This is a genomic window from Enterobacter cloacae complex sp. P40C2, from assembly GCF_014930695.1.
Classification (GTDB): domain Bacteria; phylum Pseudomonadota; class Gammaproteobacteria; order Enterobacterales; family Enterobacteriaceae; genus Enterobacter; species Enterobacter pasteurii.
Genome location: NZ_JADBRP010000016.1, coordinates 1 through 20,197 on the forward strand (window position 1 = coordinate 1; position 20,197 = coordinate 20,197).

Genomic DNA, 20,197 nt, shown 5'->3' on the forward strand with positions numbered 1-20,197 from the left:
GGGCTGGTGCCCTCACCCCGGCCCTCTCCCACGGGGAGAGGGAGAAAACACTAAAAATGGCAACGTGCGTTGCCATTTTGCTTTTACCTATCCGCCTAAATACGCGCTACGCACCGCCTCGTTCGCCAGCAGCGCGTCGCCGGTATCGGAGAGCACCACGCGTCCGTTTTCCAGCACGTAGCCGCGGTCCGCGAGCTTCAGCGCCTGGTTGGCGTTCTGCTCGACGAGGAAAATGGTCATTCCCTCTTTGCGCAGCTGCTCGATGGTGTCGAAAATCTGCTGGATGATGATCGGCGCAAGGCCCAGCGACGGCTCGTCCAGCAGCAGCAGGCGCGGCTGGCTCATCAGCGCGCGGCCAATCGCCAGCATCTGCTGCTCGCCGCCGGACATGGTGCCCGCACGCTGAATGCGGCGCTCCCACAGGCGCGGGAAGAGTTCGTACACCCACTTGATGCGGGTCTGGTATTCATCGCGGTGAGCAAAGAAGCCGCCCATCGCCAGGTTCTCTTCCACCGTCATGCGGGAAAATACGCGACGCCCTTCCGGGACAATCGCCACCGCTTCACGCATGATTTTGGCGGTCTGCCAGTCGGTAATGTCTTTGCCATCAAACACAATCCGCCCGCTGGTGGCGCGCGGGTCGCCGCACAGGGTGCCGAGCAGCGTGGTTTTACCCGCGCCGTTGGCCCCGATTAGCGTAACGATTTCGCCCTGATTGATGTGCAGGCTGACGTCGTGCAGCGCCTGGATCTTGCCGTAGTGCGCGTTGACCTTGTCGAACGTTAACATCGCTTTTTCCATCTTATGCCTCACCAAGGTATGCGCGGATCACGTCCGGGTTGTTGCGGATCTCTTCCGGCGTGCCGTTTGCCAGCGGTGTCCCCTGGTTCACCACGTAGATACGGTCCGAAATGCCCATCACCAGCTTCATGTCGTGCTCAATCAGCAGAATGGTGGTGTCGTGACGATCGCGCAACTCGGCAATCAGCTCGTCCAGCTCTTTGGTCTCTTTCGGGTTAAGCCCCGCCGCCGGTTCGTCGAGCATCAGGATTTCCGGCTGCGTCACCATGCAGCGCACAATCTCCAGACGACGCTGATCGCCGTAGGCCAGGTTGCTCGCCTGCCGGTTGGCGTGCTGAAGCAGGCCGATGCGGTCGAGCCAGGTGGCGGCGCGATCCAGCGCTTCCTCCTGCGTGCGGCGAAATGCCGGGGTTTTCAGCAGGCCGGAGAAGAGGCCAGTTTTCAGCTGCTGGTGCTGTGCCACCAGCAGGTTCTCAATGACCGTCATCTCGCGGAACAGGCGCACGTGCTGGAAGGTACGCACCACGCCCATGCGGGCAATCTGCTGGCCCGGCAGCCCTTCCAGGTGCTGGTCGCGCAGCATGATGGTGCCGCCCGTCGGCTTGTAGAAGCCGGTCAGGCAGTTAAAGACCGTGGTTTTTCCCGCGCCGTTCGGGCCAATCAGGGAGACGATCTCTTTCTTGTACAGGTCCAGGTTGACGTTGTTGACCGCCAGCAGGCCGCCAAAACGCATCATCAGACCGTTAACGGATAATAATGGCTGACTCATGCCTGCTCTCCTTTCGCTTCCGCACTCTTAAGCTTCAGCTGTGGACGCGTCATCGGCAGCAGACCCTGCGGACGCCAGATCATCATCAGCACCATCAAACCGCCCAGCATCAGCATGCTGTATTCGTTAAAGTCGCGCATCAGCTCGCGCGAGACCACCAGCAGAATGGCCGCGAGGATAACGGCGAACTGCGAGCCCATCCCGCCGAGCACCACGATCGCCAGCACGAAGGCCGATTCGGCAAAGGTGAACGATTCCGGGCTAACGAAGCCCTGACGCGCGGCAAACAGCGTCCCGGCAAAGCCGGCAAACGCGGCGCTGATGGTGAACGCGGTCAGCTTGATGCGGGTCGGGTTCAGGCCCAGAGAGCGGCAGGCGATCTCATCTTCGCGCAGCGCTTCCCACGCGCGGCCCAGCGGCATGCGCAGCAGACGGTTGATCACGAACAGGGTAATGACCACCAGCAGCAGCGCGACCAGATAGAGCCAGATCACGCGGTCGGACGGGTCGTACTTGATGCCAAAGAAGTTGCTGAAGGTATCCCAGCCGCCTTCGCGGGCGGTACGGCTGAACTCCAGGCCGAAGAAGGTCGGTTTTGGGATCTGGCTGATGCCGTTCGGGCCGCCGGTCACTTCGGTGTTGTTGAGCAGCAGGATACGGACGATTTCGCCGAAGCCCAGGGTCACAATCGCCAGATAGTCACCGCGCAGGCGCAGTACCGGGAAGCCGAGCAGGAATCCCGCCGCGGCGGAGACCAGCCCCGCCAGCGGCAGGCAGGTCCAGAAGCCGAGGCCGTAATAGTGGTTCAGCAGCGCAAAGGTGTAGGCGCCGATGGCGTAGAAGCCGCCGTAGCCCAGCACCAGCAGGCCAGACAGCCCCACCACGACGTTCAGACCGAGGCCGAGGATCACGTAAATCATGGTCAGCGTGGCGATGTCCACCGTGCCGCGCGACACCATAAACGGCCACGCCACGGCAGCCACCAGCAGCGCTACCAGGAACAGCTTCTGCTTCACGGTCGTACCGTCGATGGCCGGCAGTACGAACTTCGGCCCGGAGACGTTTTTCAGCGACTTCTGGAACACCGGGCGCAGCAGCTGGAACAGGAACACCACGGCGGTGCCGATGAACACCCACTGCCAGCGGATGTCGGCGGCGGTATCCACCACCAGCTTAGTGCCCTCAAGCCCGAGCTGGACGCCCATAAAGACGCCCGCCAGCACGAAGAACATGGCGGCAGAGAGCAGCGCCATTGCAAAATGCATCGGTTTCATACTTTCTCTACCTCCGGACGGCCCAGAATACCGGTAGGCATTACCAGCAGAACCAGAATCAGCAGGGCAAACGACACCACGTCTTTATATTCGGTGCTCAGGTACGCCGAGGAGAGCGCTTCGGCCACGCCCAGGATCAGGCCACCGATCATTGCCCCCGGAATGCTGCCGATACCGCCCAGTACCGCCGCGGTGAAGGCTTTCATTCCGGCCATAAAGCCAATGTACGGGTTAATCACGCCGTAGAACTGGCCGAGCAGTACGCCAGCGACTGCCGCCATCGCCGCGCCGATCACGAAGGTCAGGGCAATCACGCGGTCGGTATTGATGCCGAGCAGGCTCGCCATCTTCAGATCTTCCGCGCAGGCGCGGCAGGCGCGTCCCATGCGGGAGTAGCGGATGAAAACGGTCAGGGCCAGCATCGCCAGGAAGGTGACCACCCAGATAACCAGCTGCATGGTCGTGACGGAGGCAGAGAAGTTTTCGCTGGCGCCGACAACCCACTGGCCGTTAAACAGGCTTGGCAGCGCTACGTCGCGCGAGCCTTCGGTCAGGCTGACGTAGTTTTGCAGGAAGATCGACATACCAATCGCGGAGATCAGCGCAATCAGGCGCTTGGAGCTGCGCACCGGCCGGTAGGCCACCCGTTCGATACTCCAGCCGTAGGCGCTGGCGATCACAATCGCGCCGACAAACCCGGCGGCGACCAGCAGCCAGCTGCTGTCGATGCCCATCATCATCAGCGCGGCGATGATCATAAAGGAGACGTAGCTACCGATCATGTACACCTCGCCGTGGGCGAAGTTGATCATGCCGATAATGCCGTAAACCATCGTATAGCCGATGGCGATCAGCGCGTAGGTGCTTCCCAGCGTGACGCCGTTAAACATCTGCTGCATGAAATAGAGAAACTGCTCGGACATATGCAAACCTTTTTATACCCGCCCGGCGGTCCGGGCGGTGGGATGATTATTTGGCGGCCGAGGACGAACCGTCGGCGTGCCACTTAAAGACACCAAATTCAAATCCCTTCAGATCGCCTTTCTCATCCCAGTTCAGCGGCCCAATCACGGTGTTCGCCCCGTGTGCTTTTAAATCTTTCACCAGATCCAGCGGCTCTTTGCTGCCGGTACGATCCATTGCCGTTGCCAGCGACTGCACGGCGGCATAGGTGATCCAGACGTACGGACCGCTCGGATCTTTCTTCTGCGCCTTGAGCGCGTCCACGATAGCCTTATTCGCCGGATCCTGGTCATAGCGTTTTGGCATCGTGACCAGCATGCCTTCGGCAGAATCCCCCGCGATGTTCGACAGGGAGGCGTTGCCCACGCCCTCTGGCCCCATGAACTGGGTTTTCAGGCCGGTAGCGCGCGCCTGGCGCAGCATCTGGCCCATCTCCGGGTAGTAGCCGCCGTAGTAGACGAAGTCGATATTCTCTTTTTGCAGACGGGCGATCAGCGCGGAGAAGTCTTTCTCACCGGCGGTGATACCGTCGAAGAAGACGATGTTCGCGCCGCCTTTTTTCAGGCCGTCCTGCACGGAGCGCGCCAGGCCTTCACCGTACTGCTGTTTGTCGTGAATAATGGCAATACGCGCTGGCTTGACGGTCTCAAGGATATATTTCGCCGCGGTTGGCCCCTGGGAGGAGTCCAGACCGGCGGTACGCATGATGTGCTGATAGCCGCGCTGGGTCAGCTCCGGGTTGGTGGCGCCAGGAGTGATCATCAGGATGCCTTCGTCTTCATAGATGTCAGACGCAGGCTGGGTGGAGGATGAGCACAGGTGGCCGATGACGTACTGGATGCCGTCGTTAACGATTTTGTTGGCAACCGCGACGGCCTGTTTAGGATCGCACGCGTCGTCATACTCAACGCCCACCAGCTTGTCGCCTTTGATGCCGCCTTTGGCGTTGATGTCTTTAATAGCCTGACGCGCGCCGTTGAACTCCATATCACCCCACTGGGCGACAGGGCCGGACATCGCACCGACCACAGCAACTTTAATCTCTTCCGCCATCGCCGCCTGCGAAATCGACAGTGCAACTATCCCCGCGATTAACGTCTTCGCGTTCCTTTTCATCTCAGAATCCCCATTCGTGAAGTGATGTTTATATTTTGTTTTATTATGGTTAAAAAGCATTCTGTACTTTTAATGCACAACGCTATTTTTACCAGTGCCTTTAATGGTTTAGCGCAGGTTTATATCAAAAACCAGACTAATATCTCTATTTTTCAGGCGATTAAGGAAAGATAATATTCTGAAATCAGGCAGAGATAAACAAATAAAAGCGCCTTTTGCAGCATAAAATAACGGTACAATGCACGGAATAAATCACTGCCTTTCAGGTTAAAATCCTGCTTATTTTTCAATCCATGTGTTTTCGAACTACACAATGCATTGTCAAAAAACTAATCGCCTGGCAAACGGGAATAAAAAGAGAAAGCCCCGGGGCAGGTAAATTGAGTACACTGGCCCCACTTTTATTGATTTGGACAAGCAGCTAATGAAACTGACTATCGTTCGTCTGGTGACCTTTAGCGAACAGGATCATATCGACCTGGGCAAGATCTGGTCGGAATATTCCCCTTCGTCGCTGGCCGTCGACGAGAACCACCGCATTTATGCCGCACGCTTCAACGAGCGCCTGCTGGCTGCCGTTCGCGTGACGCTGAGCGGCACGGAAGGGGCGCTGGACTCGCTGCGGGTGCGCGACGTGACCCGCCGTCGCGGCGTCGGGCAGTACCTGGTTGAGGAGATTATTCGCGACAACCCGAGCGTGACCTCCTGGTGGATGGCCGACGTGGGCGTGGAGGACCGCGGCGTGATGGCGGCGTTTATGCAGGCGTTAGGGTTTACGGCGCAGGTAAACGGGTGGGAGAAGCGCTAGATTTGTGCGGCCTGATTCGTGCGGCCTGATGCCCTCATCCCAGCCCTCTCCCACGGGGAGAGGGGGCAAACATTAAAAAAAGGCAACTTACGTTGCCTTTTTGCTTTTATTTTGCGTCAGTAGCAGTACCGTTCGCATGCCAGTCAAACACGCCGAACTCAAAGCCCTTCAGATCGCCCTTCTCGTCCCAGGAGAGCGGCCCCATCACGGTTTCCACGGTGTTCGCCTTCAGCCAGGTGGCAATCTCAGCCGGATCGGCCGACTGGTTCAGGCCCGCCTGCAAGGACTGTAGCGCGGCGTAGGTCGTCCAGACGAACGCGCCGCTTGGATCCTGTTTCTTCGCTTTGATGGCATCCACAACAGGTTTGTTCGCAGGCACCTGGTCGTAGTTCTTCGGCTTGGTCACCAGCAGCCCTTCAGCAGATTCACCCGCGATGTTAGACAGAGAAACGTTCGCCACGCCTTCCGGCCCCATGAACTGGGTTTTCAGGCCCGCCGCACGCGCCTGGCGCAGGATCTGCCCCATTTCCGGGTGGTAGCCGCCGTAGTAAACGAAATCGATATTCTCTTTCTTCAGACGCGCCACCAGCGTGGAGAAGTCTTTCTCACCGGCGGTAATGCCATCGAAGAACACCACGTTAGCGTTCGCTTTTTTCAGGTTGTCCTGCACCGCACGCGCCAGACCTTCACCGTACTGCTGTTTATCGTGAACAATCGCGATGCGCTGCGGCTTCACTTTTTCCACGATGTATTTCGCGGCGGTTGGCCCCTGATCGGAGTCCAGACCGGTGGTACGCAGGATCAGCTTATAGCCGCGCGCGGTCAGCTCTGGCGCCGTCGCAGCCGGGGTGATCATCAGAATGCCTTCGTCTTCGTAGATGTCAGACGCGGGCTGGGTGGACGAGGAGCACAGGTGGCCGATAACGTATTTGATCCCGTCGTTCACCACTTTGTTCGCCACCGCGACCGCCTGTTTCGGGTCACAGGCATCGTCGTATTTTACGATCTGCAGCTTTTCGCCCTTGACGCCGCCCTTAGCGTTAATGTCTGCAACCGCCTGCTCCGCGCCCGTAAATTCCTGGTCGCCGTACTGGGCTACCGGACCGGACATCGCGCCCACCACGGCCACTTTAATATCTGCCTGCGCCATGGTGCTGAATGCCAACGCGATACATCCTGCCAGTAACGCTTTACCCTTCATATTCATCCTGAGATTCCCCATTATTATGGTTATTACGATTGTTGTGATGTTGTTGTGTAGCGCTTTATTTCAGTTATAGGCGTGCTGTTCGCGCTTTTTCAGCATACTCTGCTAAAACATACCCCATTTTTATGATTTTGGAATAGCTAATTTGAAATGAAAATATGATAAGCCCGGCCGTCATTTAGCCGGGCTTTTGGCTTTATCGTGTCAGCGAGGCGGAAATAATATCCAGCGCTTTACGGAACTGCGCTTCGGGGATGGTGAGCGGGTAGAGGAAGCGGATAACGTTGCCGTAAACGCCGCAGCTCAGGAGCAGCAGACCTTCGTTCAGCGCGCGCTCCTGCACCTGACGGGTAAATTCCGGCGACGGCTGTCCGGTTTGCGGATCGGTAAATTCCACCGCCACCATCGAGCCCTGAGCGCGAATGTCGGCGATCCAGGGGCAGCCATCCTTCGCTTTATGCAGCACTTCCACCAGATGATGGCCAAGATGCGCCGCGCGGGTGCAGAGATCTTCTTCGTCAATCACGTCCAGCACCGCATGGGCCGCAGCAATCGCCAGCGGGTTACCCGCGTAGGTGCCGCCCAGCCCGCCCGGCGCGGGGGCATCCATCACCTCCGCCCGGCCAGACACCGCCGAGAGCGGCATCCCGCCCGCCAGGCTTTTCGCCATGGTGATAAGGTCCGGCTTTACGGTGTGGTTTTCCATAGAGAACAGCTTGCCGGTCCGGGCGAAGCCGGTCTGCACTTCATCGGCTATCAGCAAAATCCCGTGCGCGTCGCACAGGGCGCGAAGCGACTGCATAAAATCAGCGGGCGCGATGTTGAAGCCGCCCTCACCCTGAACCGGTTCAATAATGATTGCCGCCACCTGATCGGGCGCAATATCCGCTTTGAAGATGCGCTCAAGGCTTTTTAATGCCTCCGCGGTGCTGACCCCGTGCAGATCGTTGGGGAATTGCGCGTGGAACACCGAGCCGGGGAACGGGCCGAAGCCGAGCTTATAGGGGGCCACTTTGCCGGTCAGCGCCATGGTCATGAAGGTGCGCCCGTGGAAGGCGCCGCCGAAGGTGATAAGGCCGGGACGTCTGGTGTACGCGCGGGCAATTTTTACCGCGTTTTCGACGGCTTCCGCCCCCGTCGAGAAAAAGGCCGTTTTTGCCGGGCCGTCTATCGGCACGCGCTGGTTGATGCGCTCGGCAAGCGTCACGTAGCCTTCATAGGGGACAATTTGATAAGCGGTGTGGGTAAAGGCGTGGAGCTGTTTTTCGATGGCGGCGATAACGTCAGGATGGCGATGGCCGGTGTTCAGCACGGCGATCCCGGCGGCAAAATCAATGTACTCGTTGCCCTCCACGTCCCACACCGTGGCGTTTTCGGCTTTATCGGCATAGAAGTTACACATCACGCCGATGCCGCGCGGCGTCGCCTGCACGCGCCGGTCGTTCAGTTCGTTATTTTTCACCCTGTCCCCCTGAGAAAGTCGCCTGCTTAGCGCATCAGTAAGTGTTTGCCAGGGGGGAGAAATTCGCCAGAGCGGGCGCTAAAAAAACAAAACCCCCGAATTTGCATTCGAGGGTTCTCGGTGTACTTCGCGGAAATTACGCTTCGATAGCGGCACGAAGTTTTTTCATGGCGTTCTTTTCAAGCTGACGCACGCGTTCAGCGGAAACGCCGTAGCGGTCGGCCAGCTCCTGCAGCGTGGACTTGTTGTCTTCGTCCAGCCAGCGGGCGCGGATGATATCCTGGCTGCGCTCGTCGAGACCTTCCATCGCGAAGGTCAGCTTGTTCGCCGCCTGGTCTTCCCAGTTATCCTCTTCAATGCCGTCGGCAAAGTTAGAGGTTTTATCCTGCAAATACAGGACCGGGGCCATCGGCTGGCTGTCAGAGGCGTCGTCGTCGGCGGACATATCAAACGTCATGTCCTGCGCGGCCATGCGGGATTCCATCTCGCGGACGTCTTTGCTGGAAACGCCCAGCTCGCGCGCCACCATTTCCACTTCGTCCTGGTTGAACCAGCCCAGACGCTGCTTGGTTTTACGCAGGTTGAAGAACAGTTTGCGCTGCGCCTTCGTCGTGGCGACTTTCACAATACGCCAGTTACGCAGCACGTATTCGTGAATTTCTGCTTTGATCCAGTGCACGGCGAAGGAGACCAGTCGAACACCCACTTCCGGGTTGAAGCGACGTACAGCCTTCATCAGGCCAATGTTACCTTCCTGAATCAAGTCCGCCTGCGGCAGGCCGTAGCCCGCGTAATTACGAGCAACGTGAACAACAAAGCGCAGGTGAGACAGGATCAGCGTTTTAGCTGCTTCCAGATCGCCCTGGTAATGCAGCTTTTCAGCAAGCTCCTTTTCTTCCTCGGCCGTTAACATCGGCCAGGTGTTCGCAGCCCGGATGTAAGATTCCAGGTTACCAACAGGGGCTAAAGCTAAAGTTTGCATTTCTTTGGTCATTCATTCCTCTCAATGTTTCTTCTGGTCCAGGTCGTCCCCATCAGGCAACAACCATGCCAAAGCGTTTGAGCAGCGAGATTAGCATTCACTCTTTTATCAGACAGTGATTTTATCCACAAGTTCCAGGTGCAACCGTGAATAAATTACGCACAAAATGTGACATGAAGATGATTACAGGGGAAGAGACAACAGGGACGCTTTCCCTGCAGAGCGAACATCTCGGTGCAGGGAAAGATTATATCACGCTTTTATTAGTCGGGAGTAAAGTGGCGTAAATGTTGAACCGTCGCCAGCCATGCTGCCACCCAGCCGATCATCGAACAGACCAGCAGCAACAGCAGGCACTCATCGAAACCTAAGCCACTGATATCAAACTTAGTTCCGAAAACCTGTGCTACCTCAGTGACGGCGGACGACAGCCGCATGACCAAAATTTCTGACAAAATCAATGAAAGAAATGCACCAGAAAAACCTAATAACGCGCCGCCATAGAGGAACGGACGGAGGATAAAGCCATCCGTTGCGCCAATCAGCTTCTGCACGTTGATGGTATCGCGACGGGCAAAAATGCTCAGGCGCACGCTGTTACCGATGACGAGGAACACCGCCGCCACCATCAGCACGCCGATCATCGCCGACACGCGCCCCACCAGCCCGGTCAGCGCGGCAAGGCGGGCAAACCAGCTGTCGTCCATGCGCACTTCATCAATCCCGTTAATGCGGGTGATGCGGTCGCGCAGGGTGTTGAGCGAATCAGTGCCCTGGAAATCGAGCTTCGGGATCACCACCGCCACGGCGGGCAGCGGGTTCTCTTCGAGCATATCCAGCGCCCCGCCAAAGCCGGACCAGTTGCGGAATTCGCCCAGCGCTTCGTCGCGGGAAAGATAGTTGACCTTCTCCACGCCCTGCTCGGCCTGAATCTGCCCGACCACCTGCGCCGCCGCGTTATCGTCGAGCGCCTTATCCAGATAAACGGTGATCTGCGGCGACGGATAATACTGGGACGCCGCCTGGTTCACGTTCTTATAAACCATGTAGCAGACGCTCGGCAGCGTCAGGGAGATGGCGATTACCATCACCGTCAGGAACGTCGCCAGCGGCTTGCTTTTCAGATCCTGTAACGCCCCCTGGAAGGCGTAGCGCACCTGTTCGTTGAAGACGTTGGTTTTGCGGGAGTTCGGTTTCGGTGTCGCCCTGGCGCGCTTTGGCGCATTGCGACTGCCGTCGCCGCCGCCCTGCGGCTTGCGGAAACGGTCAAACCGGTTGCTGAACTGCCGAATCTGGTTCATTGCATCACGCTTGTTCACCGTGGCCTCCGTGCAAGTGCCCGTCGCTCAGGGTCAGCATGCGGTACGAACGACGGGAGATAAGCCCCATGTCGTGCGTCGCCATCAGTACCGTGACCCCCACGCGGTTAAATTCCTCAAACAGACGCAGGATCCCTTCGGACAGGGCATCGTCCAGGTTACCGGTCGGTTCATCCGCCAGCAGCACGGCAGGCTTGTTCACCACCGCACGGGCAATGCCCACGCGCTGCTGCTCACCGCCGGACAGCTGGATAGGAAAGTTCTTCGCTTTGTCCAGCAGCCCGACCTTATCCAGCGCCGCAGAGACGCGACGGCGGATATCATCGTAGCTGGCGCCGGCAATAATCAGCGGGATCGCCACGTTGTCGAAAACCGTGCGATCCATCAGCAGGTGGTGATCCTGGAAAATCATGCCAATCTGACGGCGCAGAAACGGCACTTCACGATTCTTTAGACGGCTAATTTCATGGCCGCTGAACCAGATTTTCCCGGCGCTTGGCCGTTCGATCCCACAGATAAGCTTGAGCAGGGTACTTTTCCCCGCGCCGGAATGGCCGGTCAGAAATGCCATCTCGCCTGGCTGCAGGTGGAATGTCACCCCCTGCAGCGCTTGTCTCCCACCGAGATAGGCCTTGCTGACGTGTTCAAAGCGAATCATTGTTAGTCCTCTCGGGCAAATAATGCCTCAATAAAGTCGTCCGCCTTAAACGGACGCAAATCCTCAATACGCTCGCCCACACCGATGTAGCGGATAGGAATGCCGAACTGGTCGGCCACGGAGAAGATCACCCCGCCTTTCGCGGTGCCGTCCAGCTTGGTCAGCGTGATCCCCGTCAGCCCTACCGCTTCATGGAACAGCTTCGCCTGGCTGATGGCGTTCTGTCCGGTGCTGGCGTCGATAGTCAGCATAATTTCATGCGGTGCTTCTTCGTCCAGCTTCTTCATGACGCGGACGATTTTCTTCAGTTCTTCCATCAGGTGCGATTTGTTCTGCAAACGCCCTGCGGTATCGGCAATCAGCACGTCCACGTTACGCGACTTCGCCGCCTGAATGGCATCGAAAATCACGGAGGCAGAGTCCGCCCCGGTGTGCTGGGCAATAACCGGAATGTTGTTGCGCTGGCCCCACACCTGGAGCTGCTCCACCGCTGCCGCACGGAAGGTATCGCCCGCCGCCAGCATGACCGATTTGCCCTGCTGCTCAAACTGACGCGCCAGCTTGCCGATGGTGGTAGTTTTACCCACGCCGTTGACGCCAACCATCAGAATAACAAATGGCATTTTGCCTTCAATATTAAGCGGTTCGTCAACTTTTGCGAGAATTTCGCCCATCTCGTCTTTCAGCAGGCCGTACAGCGCTTCGGCGTCGCGCAGCTGTTTGCGGCTCGCCCCTTCGGTCAGGTTGGTGATGATCTTACGCGTGGTTTCCACACCCACGTCCGCAATCAACAGCTGCTCTTCCAGCTCCTCGAACAGATCGTCGTCGATCTTCTTGCCGCGGAACAGACTGATAAATCCGGAACCTAAGTTTTCTTTGGTTTTTAACAGGCTGCGCTTCAGGCGGGCGAAGAAACCTTCTTTGGTCGGCTTCTCCTGCTCCTGGGCGATCTCTTCTTCGGCCTGCTCTTCGACCTGCTCTTCTACCGGCACGACGATAACCGCTTCTTCAGCCGCCTGCGCCGCCAGCGCCTGCGCTTCCAGCTCTTCGTCGGTCAGCTCCGGCTCAAGCGCGGCTTCTTCTTCCACCGCCTCAACAATTTCAACGGTTTCCGCTTCGGCCTGCCACTCTTCGGCAGAGGCTTCTTCGGCTTTCACCTCTTCCGGCAGCGGCAGCGCCTCGTGTTCGATAGCGGCCTGCGGCGTTTTGACAATCTCTTCGACAACAACCGGCTCGGGCTTCTCGCTCTCCTGAACCTGTTCAGTGACCTCAACCACCTCTTCAGCAAAGGTTTCAATCTCTTCTTTGCTATGCGCCGTTTCTTCCGCCTCGACAACCGCAGCGGTTTCTACAGGCGTTTCAGGCTGTGACTGCTCTTCTGCAACCTGTTGTTCTTCGGTTTTCTGTTCTGTTTCTTGCTCTTTTTCACCGAAACCCAACCAGGAAAAGAAGCCACGTTTTTTTTGTTTTGCCATCTGCGACTACACTCCTCGCGGCGCTATATACAGGGAAGCTAAAAAAATGATGAAATAGTCTAACACTTTACTTAATTGACATCACCGCCCGCAATCGCAGGGCATTGTTAACAGAGCTTTCCTGAGATGAAGAAACCCACCCGCGCCCCGGCCGGTCAAATACGAATTATCGGCGGTCAGTGGCGAGGCCGGAAATTACCGGTGCCGGATAGCCCCGGTTTACGCCCCACCACGGACCGCGTTCGCGAGACGCTGTTCAACTGGCTTGCCCCCTCAATGGTAGACGCCAGTTGCCTGGACTGCTTCGCCGGGAGCGGTGCGTTAGGGCTGGAGGCGCTGTCGCGCTATGCCGCCAGCGCCACGCTGCTGGAGATGGAGCGCGGCGTCGCGCAGACGTTGCAGCAAAATCTGGCTACGCTGAAAGCGAACAACGCGAAGGTGGTGAACACCAACACGCTGAGCTATCTCGCGCAGCCGGGCACGCCGCATAACGTGGTGTTTGTCGATCCGCCGTTCCGCAAGGGGCTGCTGGAAGAGACGCTACTGTTGCTGGAAAAAAATGGCTGGCTGGCAGACGACGCGCTGATTTACGTTGAAAGCGAGGTGGAGAATGGTCTGCCACCCGTTCCCGTTCACTGGGATCTGCACCGCGAAAAGGTCGCAGGCCAGGTGGCTTATCGTCTGTATCATCGTCAGGCACAAGGAGGCTCCGATGCCAGTACTGATTAACCTGGGACGTTTGCTGATGCTGGGCGTCTGGGCATTTTTGATTTTGAATCTGGTGCACCCGTTCCCGCGTCCGCTGAACATCTTCGTTAACGTGGCGCTGATCTTTACCGCCTTCATGCACGCCCTGCAGATGGTGATGCTGAAAAACGGCCTGCCGAAAGATAGCCCACCGATGACCGGCTGGCAGCAGCTGCGGGTGTTTATTTTCGGCGTGTTCGAGCTGCTGGTGTGGATGAAGAAATTTAAGGCGCAGGTGAAGAAGTAACGTGCGGCCTGATGCCCTCACCCTAACCCTCTCCCACAGGGAGAGGGGACCGCATTATTCAGCCCTGAACCCTTCAAACCGCGACCCTTTGTAGCTCAGCGTCCCTTTCTCTCCCACCGTCAGCTGATGGTACTGCTGCGCCTCCAGGCGGAAGGTCATCTCCAGCCCGCCGGTTTCCGGCTTAAAGCTCGCGTCATAGCGCATCGCTGTGCCGGCTGGCGTGACCTGCTGCTGGCGTGAACGGCGATCGTTGAGCGGTTTCTCGCGCTTGTTGGTCACCACCACGCGCTTTTGCACCAGCGGCGCGGCATCGTTATCCGCCTTCTCGCGGCGCTGCTGCACGAAGCGAAACGAGGCGGCAATAACGATAATCGCCACCACGATAATGAAAAAAAGCGGCATCTTGCTCATTCAAACGTCCCATCAGATTATGCGGAATTCAGGATACCTCGCCTGCCCCGGCATTGCCAAACGGCCGCTCGCGTCACTACACTGGATCAGAAACTGATTATTCAGCCTCAACAGTTACAGGGAGTTAATATGCTTTGGTCATTTATCGCTGTCTGTTTTTCCGCATGGCTTTACGTCGATGCGTCCTATCGCGGTCCCGCCTGGCAGCGCTGGTTGTTTAAACCCGTCACGCTGCTGTTGCTTCTGCTGCTGGCCTGGCAGGCGCCGATGTTTAACGCCATCAGCTATCTGGTTCTCGCCGGGCTGTGCGCGTCCCTGATTGGCGATGCCTTAACCCTGCTGCCGCGTCAGCGCCTGCTGTACGCCGTTGGGGCATTCTTCCTCTCCCATCTGCTCTATACCATCTACTTTGCCAGCCAGATGACGCTCTCCATCTTCTGGCCGCTGCCGCTGGTGCTGCTGGTGATTGGCGCGCTGCTGATTGCGGTGATCTGGTCGCGCCTGGAAGAGATGCGCCTGCCGGTGTGTACCTTTATCGCCATGACGCTGGTGATGGTGTGGCTGGCCGGTGAGCTGTGGTTCTTCCGCCCGACCTCACAGGCCATGTCCGCCTTCTTCGGCGCGGCGCTGCTGTTGCTCGGTAATATCGTCTGGCTGGGCAGCCACTATCGCCGCCGCTTCCGCGCGGATAACGCTATTTCCGCCGCCTGTTACTTTGCCGGACACTTCCTGATTGTGCGTTCGCTGTACATCTAAATAACGCTTGACTCTGGAGTCGACTCCAGAGTGTATGCTGCGGTTAATGAGAAAATTATCATTACCGGAGACTGCCATGTCGACTCCAGAAGCACCCAAAAAAGTCCCACAATTCTCGGCGCTTAAGCTCAGCCCGGTTCCGCCGAAAGACGACTGTTGCTGCGAGGGAGCATGCGAAACGCAGGCTGACGTCCTGCCGGAAAGCGGTAGCCGCTACAGCTGGCTCGTCAACGGTATGGACTGCGCCGCCTGCGCCCGTAAGGTTGAAAACGCGGTAAGGCAGGTGCCGGGCGTGAACCACGTTCAGGTCCTGTTCGCCACCGAAAAGCTGCTGGTCAGCGCCGATAGCAACGTCAGCAAACAGGTAGAAGCCGCGGTCAGCAAGGCGGGCTATACCCTGCGCAGCGAAACGACGCCTGTTGAAAAGACCTCCTCCCTGAAGGAAAACCTGCCGCTCGTGACCCTCATCATCATGATGGCCCTGAGCTGGGGGCTGGAGCAGGTTAACCATCCGCTCGGCAACCTGGCGTTTATCGCCACCACGCTGGTCGGCCTGTTCCCGATTGTCCGTCAGGCGCTGCGCCTGATGCGAAGCGGCAGCTGGTTTGCCATCGAAACGCTGATGAGCGTGGCGGCCATCGGGGCGCTGTTTATTGGCGCGACGGCGGAAGCAGCCATGGTCCTGCTGCTGTTTCTGATCGGCGAACGTCTTGAAGGCTGGGCGGCGAGCCGGGCGCGTAAGGGGGTGAGCGCGCTGATGGCCCTGAAGCCTGAAACCGCCACGCGGGTTCTGAACGATAAGCGCGAAACGGTGGCCATCAGCACCCTGCGCCCGGGCGACGTGATTGAAGTACCCGCAGGCGGGCGCCTGCCTGCCGATGGCGCGCTGCTTACCGCCACCGCAGGCTTTGACGAAAGCGCCCTTACCGGCGAATCCATTCCGGTTGAACGCGCGGCAGGAGAGAAAGTGCCCGCCGGCGCCACCAGCGTTGACCGCCTCGTGCAGCTTAGGGTGCTGTCCGAACCGGGAGACAGCGCCATCGACCGCATTCTGAAGCTGATTGAAGAGGCCGAAGAGCGACGCGCGCCGGTCGAACGCTTTATCGATCGCTTCAGCCGGATTTACACCCCCGCCATCATGCTGGTTGCCCTGCTGGTGACCGTCGTTCCTCCGCTGTTTTTCGGCGCGCCGTGGGAGGGCTGGATTTATAAAGGGCTGACGCTGCTGCTGATTGGCTGCCCGTGCGCGCTGGTGATCTCCACGCCGGCGGCCATTACCTCCGGGCTGGCGGCGGCGGCATGTCGCGGTGCGCTGATTAAGGGCGGCGCGGCGCTGGAGCAGCTGAGCCAGATCCGGCACGTCGCCTTCGACAAAACCGGAACGCTCACCGTCGGCAAACCGCAGGTGACCGGCGTGTACCCGCAGGATGTCAGTGAAGACGATCTGCTGACGCTGGCCGCCGCCGTGGAGCAAGGCTCTACCCACCCGCTGGCGCAGGCGATAGTGCGCGAGGCGCAGGCGCGCGGGTTAACGATCCCGGCGGCAACGGCGCAGCGCGCGCTGGTCGGGTCAGGGATTGAAGCGGTGGTCGACGGAAAAAAAGTGCTGATCGCCGCGGCGGGCCACTCCCCTTCCGCCCGGGTTCAGGCGCTGGAGCAGGCCGGGCAAACGGTGGTGACGGTAATGCAGGACGGCGTACCGATGGGCTTGCTGGCGCTGCGCGATACCCTGCGTAATGATGCGAAAGAGGCCGTCGACGCACTGCACAAATCAGGCATACAGGGCGTAATCCTGACCGGCGATAACCCGCGCGCGGCGGCAGCGATCGCCGACGAGCTGGGGCTGGCGTTTAAGGCCGGATTGCTGCCAGCCGATAAGGTCAGCGCCGTCACCGAACTGAACCGCCACGCCCCTCTGGCGATGGTCGGCGACGGCATTAACGATGCCCCGGCAATGAAGGCGGCGACCATTGGCATTGCCATGGGCAGCGGCACCGACGTGGCGCTGGAGACCGCCGACGCGGCGCTAACCCACAACCGCCTGACCGGGCTGGCGCAGATGATTAGCCTCGCGCGGGCAACGCGCGCCAACATCCGTCAGAATATCGGCATTGCGCTGGGCCTGAAGGGGATATTCCTCGTGACCACGCTGCTCGGCATGACCGGGCTGTGGCTGGCGGTGCTGGCCGACACCGGGGCGACGGTACTGGTGACGGCGAACGCGCTGCGGTTGTTGCGTCAAAGGTAAAAGTGAAACGGCAACCGGGTTGCCGTTTCTGGTGTTTGCCCCCTCTCCCCGCGGGAGAGGGCCGGGGTGAGGGCATCAGGCCGCACGCGTCACTGCATCCCTAACACCCCCGGCAGCCACAGGGAAATCGCCGGGATGTAGGTCACCATCCCCAGCACCACCAGCAGGATGCCGTAAAACGGCAGCATTGCGCGCACAACGTGCTCGATCTTCTGCTTACTCACCGCGCTCGCCACGAACAGCACCGACCCGACCGGCGGGGTGATCAGCCCGATCCCCAGGTTGACCATCATGATCATGCCAAAATGTACCGGGTCGATCCCCAGGGCGTTGGTCACCGGCAGCAGCACCGGCGTCAGGATCAGGATGATCGGCGCCATGTCCATCAGCGTGCCTATCAGCAGCAGCATGATGTTGAGGTACATGAGGATCACGTACTTGTTATCGGAGAGCGAGGTGAAGAACTCGGTGATGCGCATCGGCAGCTGCATGTAGGTCATTACCGCGCCAAACGCTGCCGCAAAGCCGATCAAAATCATCACGATGGTGACGGTTTTAACCGTGCGGCACATCAGCTTCGGCAGTTCGCTCCACCTGTAGTCGCGGTAGATGAACATGGTGACGAAAAACGCCCACAGGCAGGCCACGGCGGCGGATTCCGTGGCGGTAAAGATTCCGGACAAGATCCCGCCGAGGATAATCACCACCGTCATCAGCCCCCACAGGGCGTCGAGCATAATTTTCAGCGCCTGCCTGAACGGGATTTTATCCCCCTTCGGATAGCCGCGCTTACGGGCGAAGCACAGGCAAAGCACCATCAGGCTTACGCCAAGCAGCAGGCCCGGCAATACCCCTGCGATAAACAGCGTGGCGATAGAGACCGTTCCCCCCGCCGCCAGGGAGTAAATCACCGAGTTGTGGCTGGGCGGGATCAGGATCGCCTGCACCGACCCGCTCGCCGTGACCGCCGCGGCGTATTCGCGCGGATAGCCCTTCTTCTCCATTTCCGGGATCATCACGCTGCCGATGGACGCCGTATCCGCCACCGACGAGCCGGAAATCGCGCCGAAGAACGTCGAGGCGACGATGTTCACCAGCGACAGCCCGCCGCGAATAAAGCCGACAAACACGTAGGCGAAATTCACCAGACGCCGGGCAATGCCGCCTTCCGCCATGATCGCCCCGGCGAGGATGAAGAACGGGATCGCCAGCAGGGTGAATTTATTGACCCCGCTGGTTATCTGGATCATCAGCGCCTCCAGCGGCAGGTCGATCCACAGCGCGCCCGCCACGGCGCTTAGGCCAACGGCGAAGGCCACCGGCATACCCAGCGCCAGCAAAATGGCGAGGGTGAATAACAAAATAAAAGCATCCATCGTTCACCCCTTAACTGTGATTGCCGATCAGCACGACCGGACGGTTTTCCTGCGAGCCAAACAGCAGGCGCTCAAGCACAAACAGGATCAAAATAGCCGACCCGACAGGCAGCGGCAGATAGCTTTCGCCGGAGGTCAGGAGCGGAAACTCTGCCACCGGCTGATCCCACAGCTCGACGCACAGCCAGTAGCTGTACCAGCACATCAGGCCGGCGATCAGCAGCATCAGCAGGTCTACCACCCGCGCGCACAGCCGTTGCAGCGACGCGGGCAGACGGTCGGTAAGCATGTTGACCGCAATATGCGATCCGGCGCGGTAGCTCACCGCCGCGCCGATGAAGGTAAACGTCACCATGCAGATGATGGCGACAGGCTCGGGCCAGGATTCCCCGCGATTGAGCACGTAGCGTGAGAAGATGCCAATGGGGATCACAATCGTCATCACCAGCAGCGAGACGCCCGCCACCGTCATGGCGAGCAGGTACAGACGGTCCATCCACTTCAGGTAGAGTTCGGACATACGTACTCCGGCTTACTGAACGTCAGCGATGGCTTTCATCAGATCCTGATGCTTGTCGCCATACTGCGCGCGCACCGGCTCCGTCGCCTTGATAAACACCGCTTTATCGATCTCGTGGAACTGCACGCCGCCGGCCTTCATTTTCTTAAGCGCCTGGTCGTTATACGCGTTCCACAGCTTGCGTTGCTCTAACTGCGCCTCACGGGCCAGCGTCAGGATTTTTTGCTGATCGTCGGCGCTCAGCTTGTCCCATTTTACTTTTGAGTAGAGCAGCATTTCCGGGGTGATAAAGTGGCCGCTCAGGGTGTAGTTTTTCGCAACCGGCATGTAGTTATGGGCGATAAAGGTTGGCGGATTGTTCTCCGCGCCGTCGATTACGCCGGTCTGCATACCGCTGTAAACCTCACTGACGCCCATCGCGATCGAGTTAGCCCCCATCGCTTTCAGCGTGGCCAGCGCCACCGGGCTGCCCTGCACGCGGATTTTCTTCCCTTTCAGATCGTCCGGCTTCACGATCGGCGCTTTGGTGATCAGGTTGCGGGTGCCGGAGTCCATCCAGCCGAGGAAGACCAGCCGCGATTTCGGGTTGGCGGTGAGCTTGTCGCCGATCTGCTTGCCGATGTCCCCGTCGATCACCTTGTGCATGTGGTCTTCATCGCGGAACACGTAGGGCAGCGTAAACACTTCGATATCCGGCAGGATGGCGGCAACCGGTGCCATAGAGACGCGGATCATATCAATCGCTCCCATCTGCGCCTGCTCAATCATCTGCTTTTCATCGCCCAGCACGCCGCCCGGGAAGACCTTAATCTCCAGCTTGCCGTCGGTTTGTTGTTTGAGTTTTTCACCCATCTGCTGCACGGCCACCACGTTCGGATAGCCTTCCGGGTGCACGTCTGCGGCTTTAATGGTTTGGGCGGAGACGGTGCAGGCAAAAGCAGACAGGCACAGAGCGGCCAGTAACGGCTTGAGGGTCGTTTTCATTAAGTAGCTCCAGGGTAGTGAGATAAGCGTTAAAACGGTGTTTTAGTTTTAGACGTTTAAAAATTAGACTACGG

The 20,197-nt window shown here is 58.8% G+C and carries 20 protein-coding genes; 5 read left to right on the top strand and 15 right to left on the bottom strand.

The annotated features are described in order from the left end of the window. Positions 1-87: 87 nt before the first annotated feature. The 5 genes from livF to livK are packed head-to-tail and all read right to left on the bottom strand — an operon-like array spanning position 88 to position 4,923. Positions 88-801 carry a high-affinity branched-chain amino acid ABC transporter ATP-binding protein LivF gene (gene livF / locus IM304_RS20480; protein ID WP_023298801.1) on the bottom strand — a complete coding sequence of 238 codons (714 nt, stop codon included), beginning with the start codon at positions 799-801 and terminating at the stop codon, positions 88-90. 1 nt (position 802) lies between these two features. After that, positions 803-1,570 carry a high-affinity branched-chain amino acid ABC transporter ATP-binding protein LivG gene (gene livG / locus IM304_RS20485; protein WP_148420554.1) on the bottom strand — a complete coding sequence of 256 codons (768 nt, stop codon included), beginning with the start codon at positions 1,568-1,570 and terminating at the stop codon, positions 803-805. After that, positions 1,567-2,844 (bottom strand): high-affinity branched-chain amino acid ABC transporter permease LivM, encoded by a 1,278-nt coding sequence (locus IM304_RS20490; RefSeq protein WP_148420553.1) that lies wholly within the window; start codon positions 2,842-2,844, stop codon positions 1,567-1,569. The genes livG and IM304_RS20490 overlap by 4 nt, the downstream gene beginning before the upstream one ends. Then, complete coding sequence (gene livH / locus IM304_RS20495) at positions 2,841-3,767, bottom strand: high-affinity branched-chain amino acid ABC transporter permease LivH (protein ID WP_148420552.1); 927 nt, start codon at positions 3,765-3,767, stop codon at positions 2,841-2,843. Before livH ends, IM304_RS20490 begins: the two co-directional genes overlap by 4 nt. 46 nt (positions 3,768-3,813) lie before the next feature. Continuing rightward, positions 3,814-4,923 (bottom strand): high-affinity branched-chain amino acid ABC transporter substrate-binding protein LivK, encoded by a 1,110-nt coding sequence (gene livK, locus IM304_RS20500; RefSeq protein ID WP_148420551.1) that lies wholly within the window; start codon positions 4,921-4,923, stop codon positions 3,814-3,816. Between the two features lie 424 nt (positions 4,924-5,347). Here livK and panM point away from each other — a divergent pair, with 424 nt between their 5' ends. Beyond that, positions 5,348-5,731 carry an aspartate 1-decarboxylase autocleavage activator PanM gene (gene panM, locus IM304_RS20505; RefSeq protein ID WP_193355809.1) on the top strand — a complete coding sequence of 128 codons (384 nt, stop codon included), beginning with the start codon at positions 5,348-5,350 and terminating at the stop codon, positions 5,729-5,731. Between the two features lie 106 nt (positions 5,732-5,837). Here the strand turns inward: panM and livJ are convergent, their stop codons facing one another. The 6 genes from livJ to ftsY all read right to left on the bottom strand — a co-directional run bounded on the left by livJ (position 5,838) and on the right by ftsY (position 12,834). After that, complete coding sequence (gene livJ, locus IM304_RS20510; protein ID WP_193355808.1) at positions 5,838-6,938, bottom strand: branched chain amino acid ABC transporter substrate-binding protein LivJ; 1,101 nt, start codon at positions 6,936-6,938, stop codon at positions 5,838-5,840. A gap of 196 nt (positions 6,939-7,134) precedes the next feature. After that, positions 7,135-8,400 (bottom strand): 4-aminobutyrate--2-oxoglutarate transaminase, encoded by a 1,266-nt coding sequence (locus tag IM304_RS20515; RefSeq protein ID WP_193355807.1) that lies wholly within the window; start codon positions 8,398-8,400, stop codon positions 7,135-7,137. A gap of 136 nt (positions 8,401-8,536) precedes the next feature. After that, positions 8,537-9,394 (bottom strand): RNA polymerase sigma factor RpoH, encoded by an 858-nt coding sequence (gene rpoH / locus IM304_RS20520; RefSeq protein WP_000159624.1) that lies wholly within the window; start codon positions 9,392-9,394, stop codon positions 8,537-8,539. Positions 9,395-9,645: 251 nt separating this feature from the next. Continuing rightward, positions 9,646-10,701: a permease-like cell division protein FtsX gene (ftsX, locus tag IM304_RS20525; protein WP_148420547.1), complete on the bottom strand. Its 1,056-nt coding sequence runs from the start codon at positions 10,699-10,701 to the stop codon at positions 9,646-9,648. Next, entirely contained in the window at positions 10,688-11,359 is a 672-nt protein-coding gene (gene ftsE / locus IM304_RS20530) for a cell division ATP-binding protein FtsE (protein ID WP_003861525.1), read from the bottom strand. The genes ftsX and ftsE overlap by 14 nt, the downstream gene beginning before the upstream one ends. Before the next feature lie 2 nt (positions 11,360-11,361). Continuing rightward, positions 11,362-12,834: a signal recognition particle-docking protein FtsY gene (ftsY, locus tag IM304_RS20535; RefSeq protein ID WP_193355806.1), complete on the bottom strand. Its 1,473-nt coding sequence runs from the start codon at positions 12,832-12,834 to the stop codon at positions 11,362-11,364. A 126-nt stretch (positions 12,835-12,960) separates the two neighbouring features. On the opposite strand from ftsY, the gene rsmD reads away from it, so the two are divergent. Together rsmD and IM304_RS20545 are read left to right on the top strand one after the other, a co-directional pair. After that, on the top strand, positions 12,961-13,563 hold the full coding sequence (gene rsmD / locus IM304_RS20540) for a 16S rRNA (guanine(966)-N(2))-methyltransferase (protein ID WP_148420545.1): 603 nt from the start codon (positions 12,961-12,963) through the stop codon (positions 13,561-13,563). Next, positions 13,547-13,828 (top strand): DUF1145 family protein, encoded by a 282-nt coding sequence (locus tag IM304_RS20545; protein ID WP_148420544.1) that lies wholly within the window; start codon positions 13,547-13,549, stop codon positions 13,826-13,828. Before rsmD ends, IM304_RS20545 begins: the two co-directional genes overlap by 17 nt. A gap of 54 nt (positions 13,829-13,882) precedes the next feature. Here the strand turns inward: IM304_RS20545 and IM304_RS20550 are convergent, their stop codons facing one another. After that, positions 13,883-14,239 carry a DUF2500 domain-containing protein gene (locus IM304_RS20550; protein ID WP_193355805.1) on the bottom strand — a complete coding sequence of 119 codons (357 nt, stop codon included), beginning with the start codon at positions 14,237-14,239 and terminating at the stop codon, positions 13,883-13,885. A 129-nt stretch (positions 14,240-14,368) separates the two neighbouring features. Here IM304_RS20550 and IM304_RS20555 point away from each other — a divergent pair, with 129 nt between their 5' ends. Continuing rightward, complete coding sequence (locus IM304_RS20555; RefSeq protein WP_063865366.1) at positions 14,369-14,995, top strand: lysoplasmalogenase; 627 nt, start codon at positions 14,369-14,371, stop codon at positions 14,993-14,995. 76 nt (positions 14,996-15,071) lie between these two features. Continuing rightward, positions 15,072-17,243 (top strand): Zn(II)/Cd(II)/Pb(II) translocating P-type ATPase ZntA, encoded by a 2,172-nt coding sequence (zntA, locus tag IM304_RS20560; RefSeq protein WP_193355804.1) that lies wholly within the window; start codon positions 15,072-15,074, stop codon positions 17,241-17,243. Between the two features lie 89 nt (positions 17,244-17,332). On the opposite strand, the gene IM304_RS20565 is transcribed toward zntA, so the two are convergent. Genes IM304_RS20565 through IM304_RS20575 form a run of 3 tightly spaced genes read right to left on the bottom strand, consistent with a single transcriptional unit; the run spans position 17,333 to position 20,123 of the window. Next, entirely contained in the window at positions 17,333-18,619 is a 1,287-nt protein-coding gene (locus IM304_RS20565; RefSeq protein WP_193355803.1) for a TRAP transporter large permease, read from the bottom strand. Positions 18,620-18,629: 10 nt separating this feature from the next. Continuing rightward, a complete protein-coding gene (locus IM304_RS20570) occupies positions 18,630-19,139 on the bottom strand; it encodes a TRAP transporter small permease (RefSeq protein WP_148420540.1) in 510 nt (169 codons plus the stop codon). Between the two features lie 12 nt (positions 19,140-19,151). After that, positions 19,152-20,123, bottom strand: a complete 972-nt coding sequence (locus IM304_RS20575) for a TRAP transporter substrate-binding protein (protein WP_193355802.1) — start codon at positions 20,121-20,123, stop codon at positions 19,152-19,154. Positions 20,124-20,197 lie beyond the last annotated feature (74 nt).

Coding starts and splice junctions, on each gene's coding strand:
- livF (WP_023298801.1), bottom strand. CDS start 801: ATGGAAAAAGCGATGTTAACGTTCGACAAGGTCAACGCGCACTACGGC.
- livG (WP_148420554.1), bottom strand. CDS start 1,570: ATGAGTCAGCCATTATTATCCGTTAACGGTCTGATGATGCGTTTTGGC.
- IM304_RS20490 (WP_148420553.1), bottom strand. CDS start 2,844: ATGAAACCGATGCATTTTGCAATGGCGCTGCTCTCTGCCGCCATGTTC.
- livH (WP_148420552.1), bottom strand. CDS start 3,767: ATGTCCGAGCAGTTTCTCTATTTCATGCAGCAGATGTTTAACGGCGTC.
- livK (WP_148420551.1), bottom strand. CDS start 4,923: ATGAAAAGGAACGCGAAGACGTTAATCGCGGGGATAGTTGCACTGTCG.
- panM (WP_193355809.1), top strand. CDS start 5,348: ATGAAACTGACTATCGTTCGTCTGGTGACCTTTAGCGAACAGGATCAT.
- livJ (WP_193355808.1), bottom strand. CDS start 6,938: ATGAATATGAAGGGTAAAGCGTTACTGGCAGGATGTATCGCGTTGGCA.
- rpoH (WP_000159624.1), bottom strand. CDS start 9,394: ATGACCAAAGAAATGCAAACTTTAGCTTTAGCCCCTGTTGGTAACCTG.
- ftsE (WP_003861525.1), bottom strand. CDS start 11,359: ATGATTCGCTTTGAACACGTCAGCAAGGCCTATCTCGGTGGGAGACAA.
- ftsY (WP_193355806.1), bottom strand. CDS start 12,834: ATGGCAAAACAAAAAAAACGTGGCTTCTTTTCCTGGTTGGGTTTCGGT.
- rsmD (WP_148420545.1), top strand. CDS start 12,961: ATGAAGAAACCCACCCGCGCCCCGGCCGGTCAAATACGAATTATCGGC.
- IM304_RS20545 (WP_148420544.1), top strand. CDS start 13,547: ATGCCAGTACTGATTAACCTGGGACGTTTGCTGATGCTGGGCGTCTGG.
- IM304_RS20550 (WP_193355805.1), bottom strand. CDS start 14,239: ATGAGCAAGATGCCGCTTTTTTTCATTATCGTGGTGGCGATTATCGTT.
- IM304_RS20555 (WP_063865366.1), top strand. CDS start 14,369: ATGCTTTGGTCATTTATCGCTGTCTGTTTTTCCGCATGGCTTTACGTC.
- zntA (WP_193355804.1), top strand. CDS start 15,072: ATGTCGACTCCAGAAGCACCCAAAAAAGTCCCACAATTCTCGGCGCTT.
- IM304_RS20565 (WP_193355803.1), bottom strand. CDS start 18,619: ATGGATGCTTTTATTTTGTTATTCACCCTCGCCATTTTGCTGGCGCTG.
- IM304_RS20570 (WP_148420540.1), bottom strand. CDS start 19,139: ATGTCCGAACTCTACCTGAAGTGGATGGACCGTCTGTACCTGCTCGCC.
- IM304_RS20575 (WP_193355802.1), bottom strand. CDS start 20,123: ATGAAAACGACCCTCAAGCCGTTACTGGCCGCTCTGTGCCTGTCTGCT.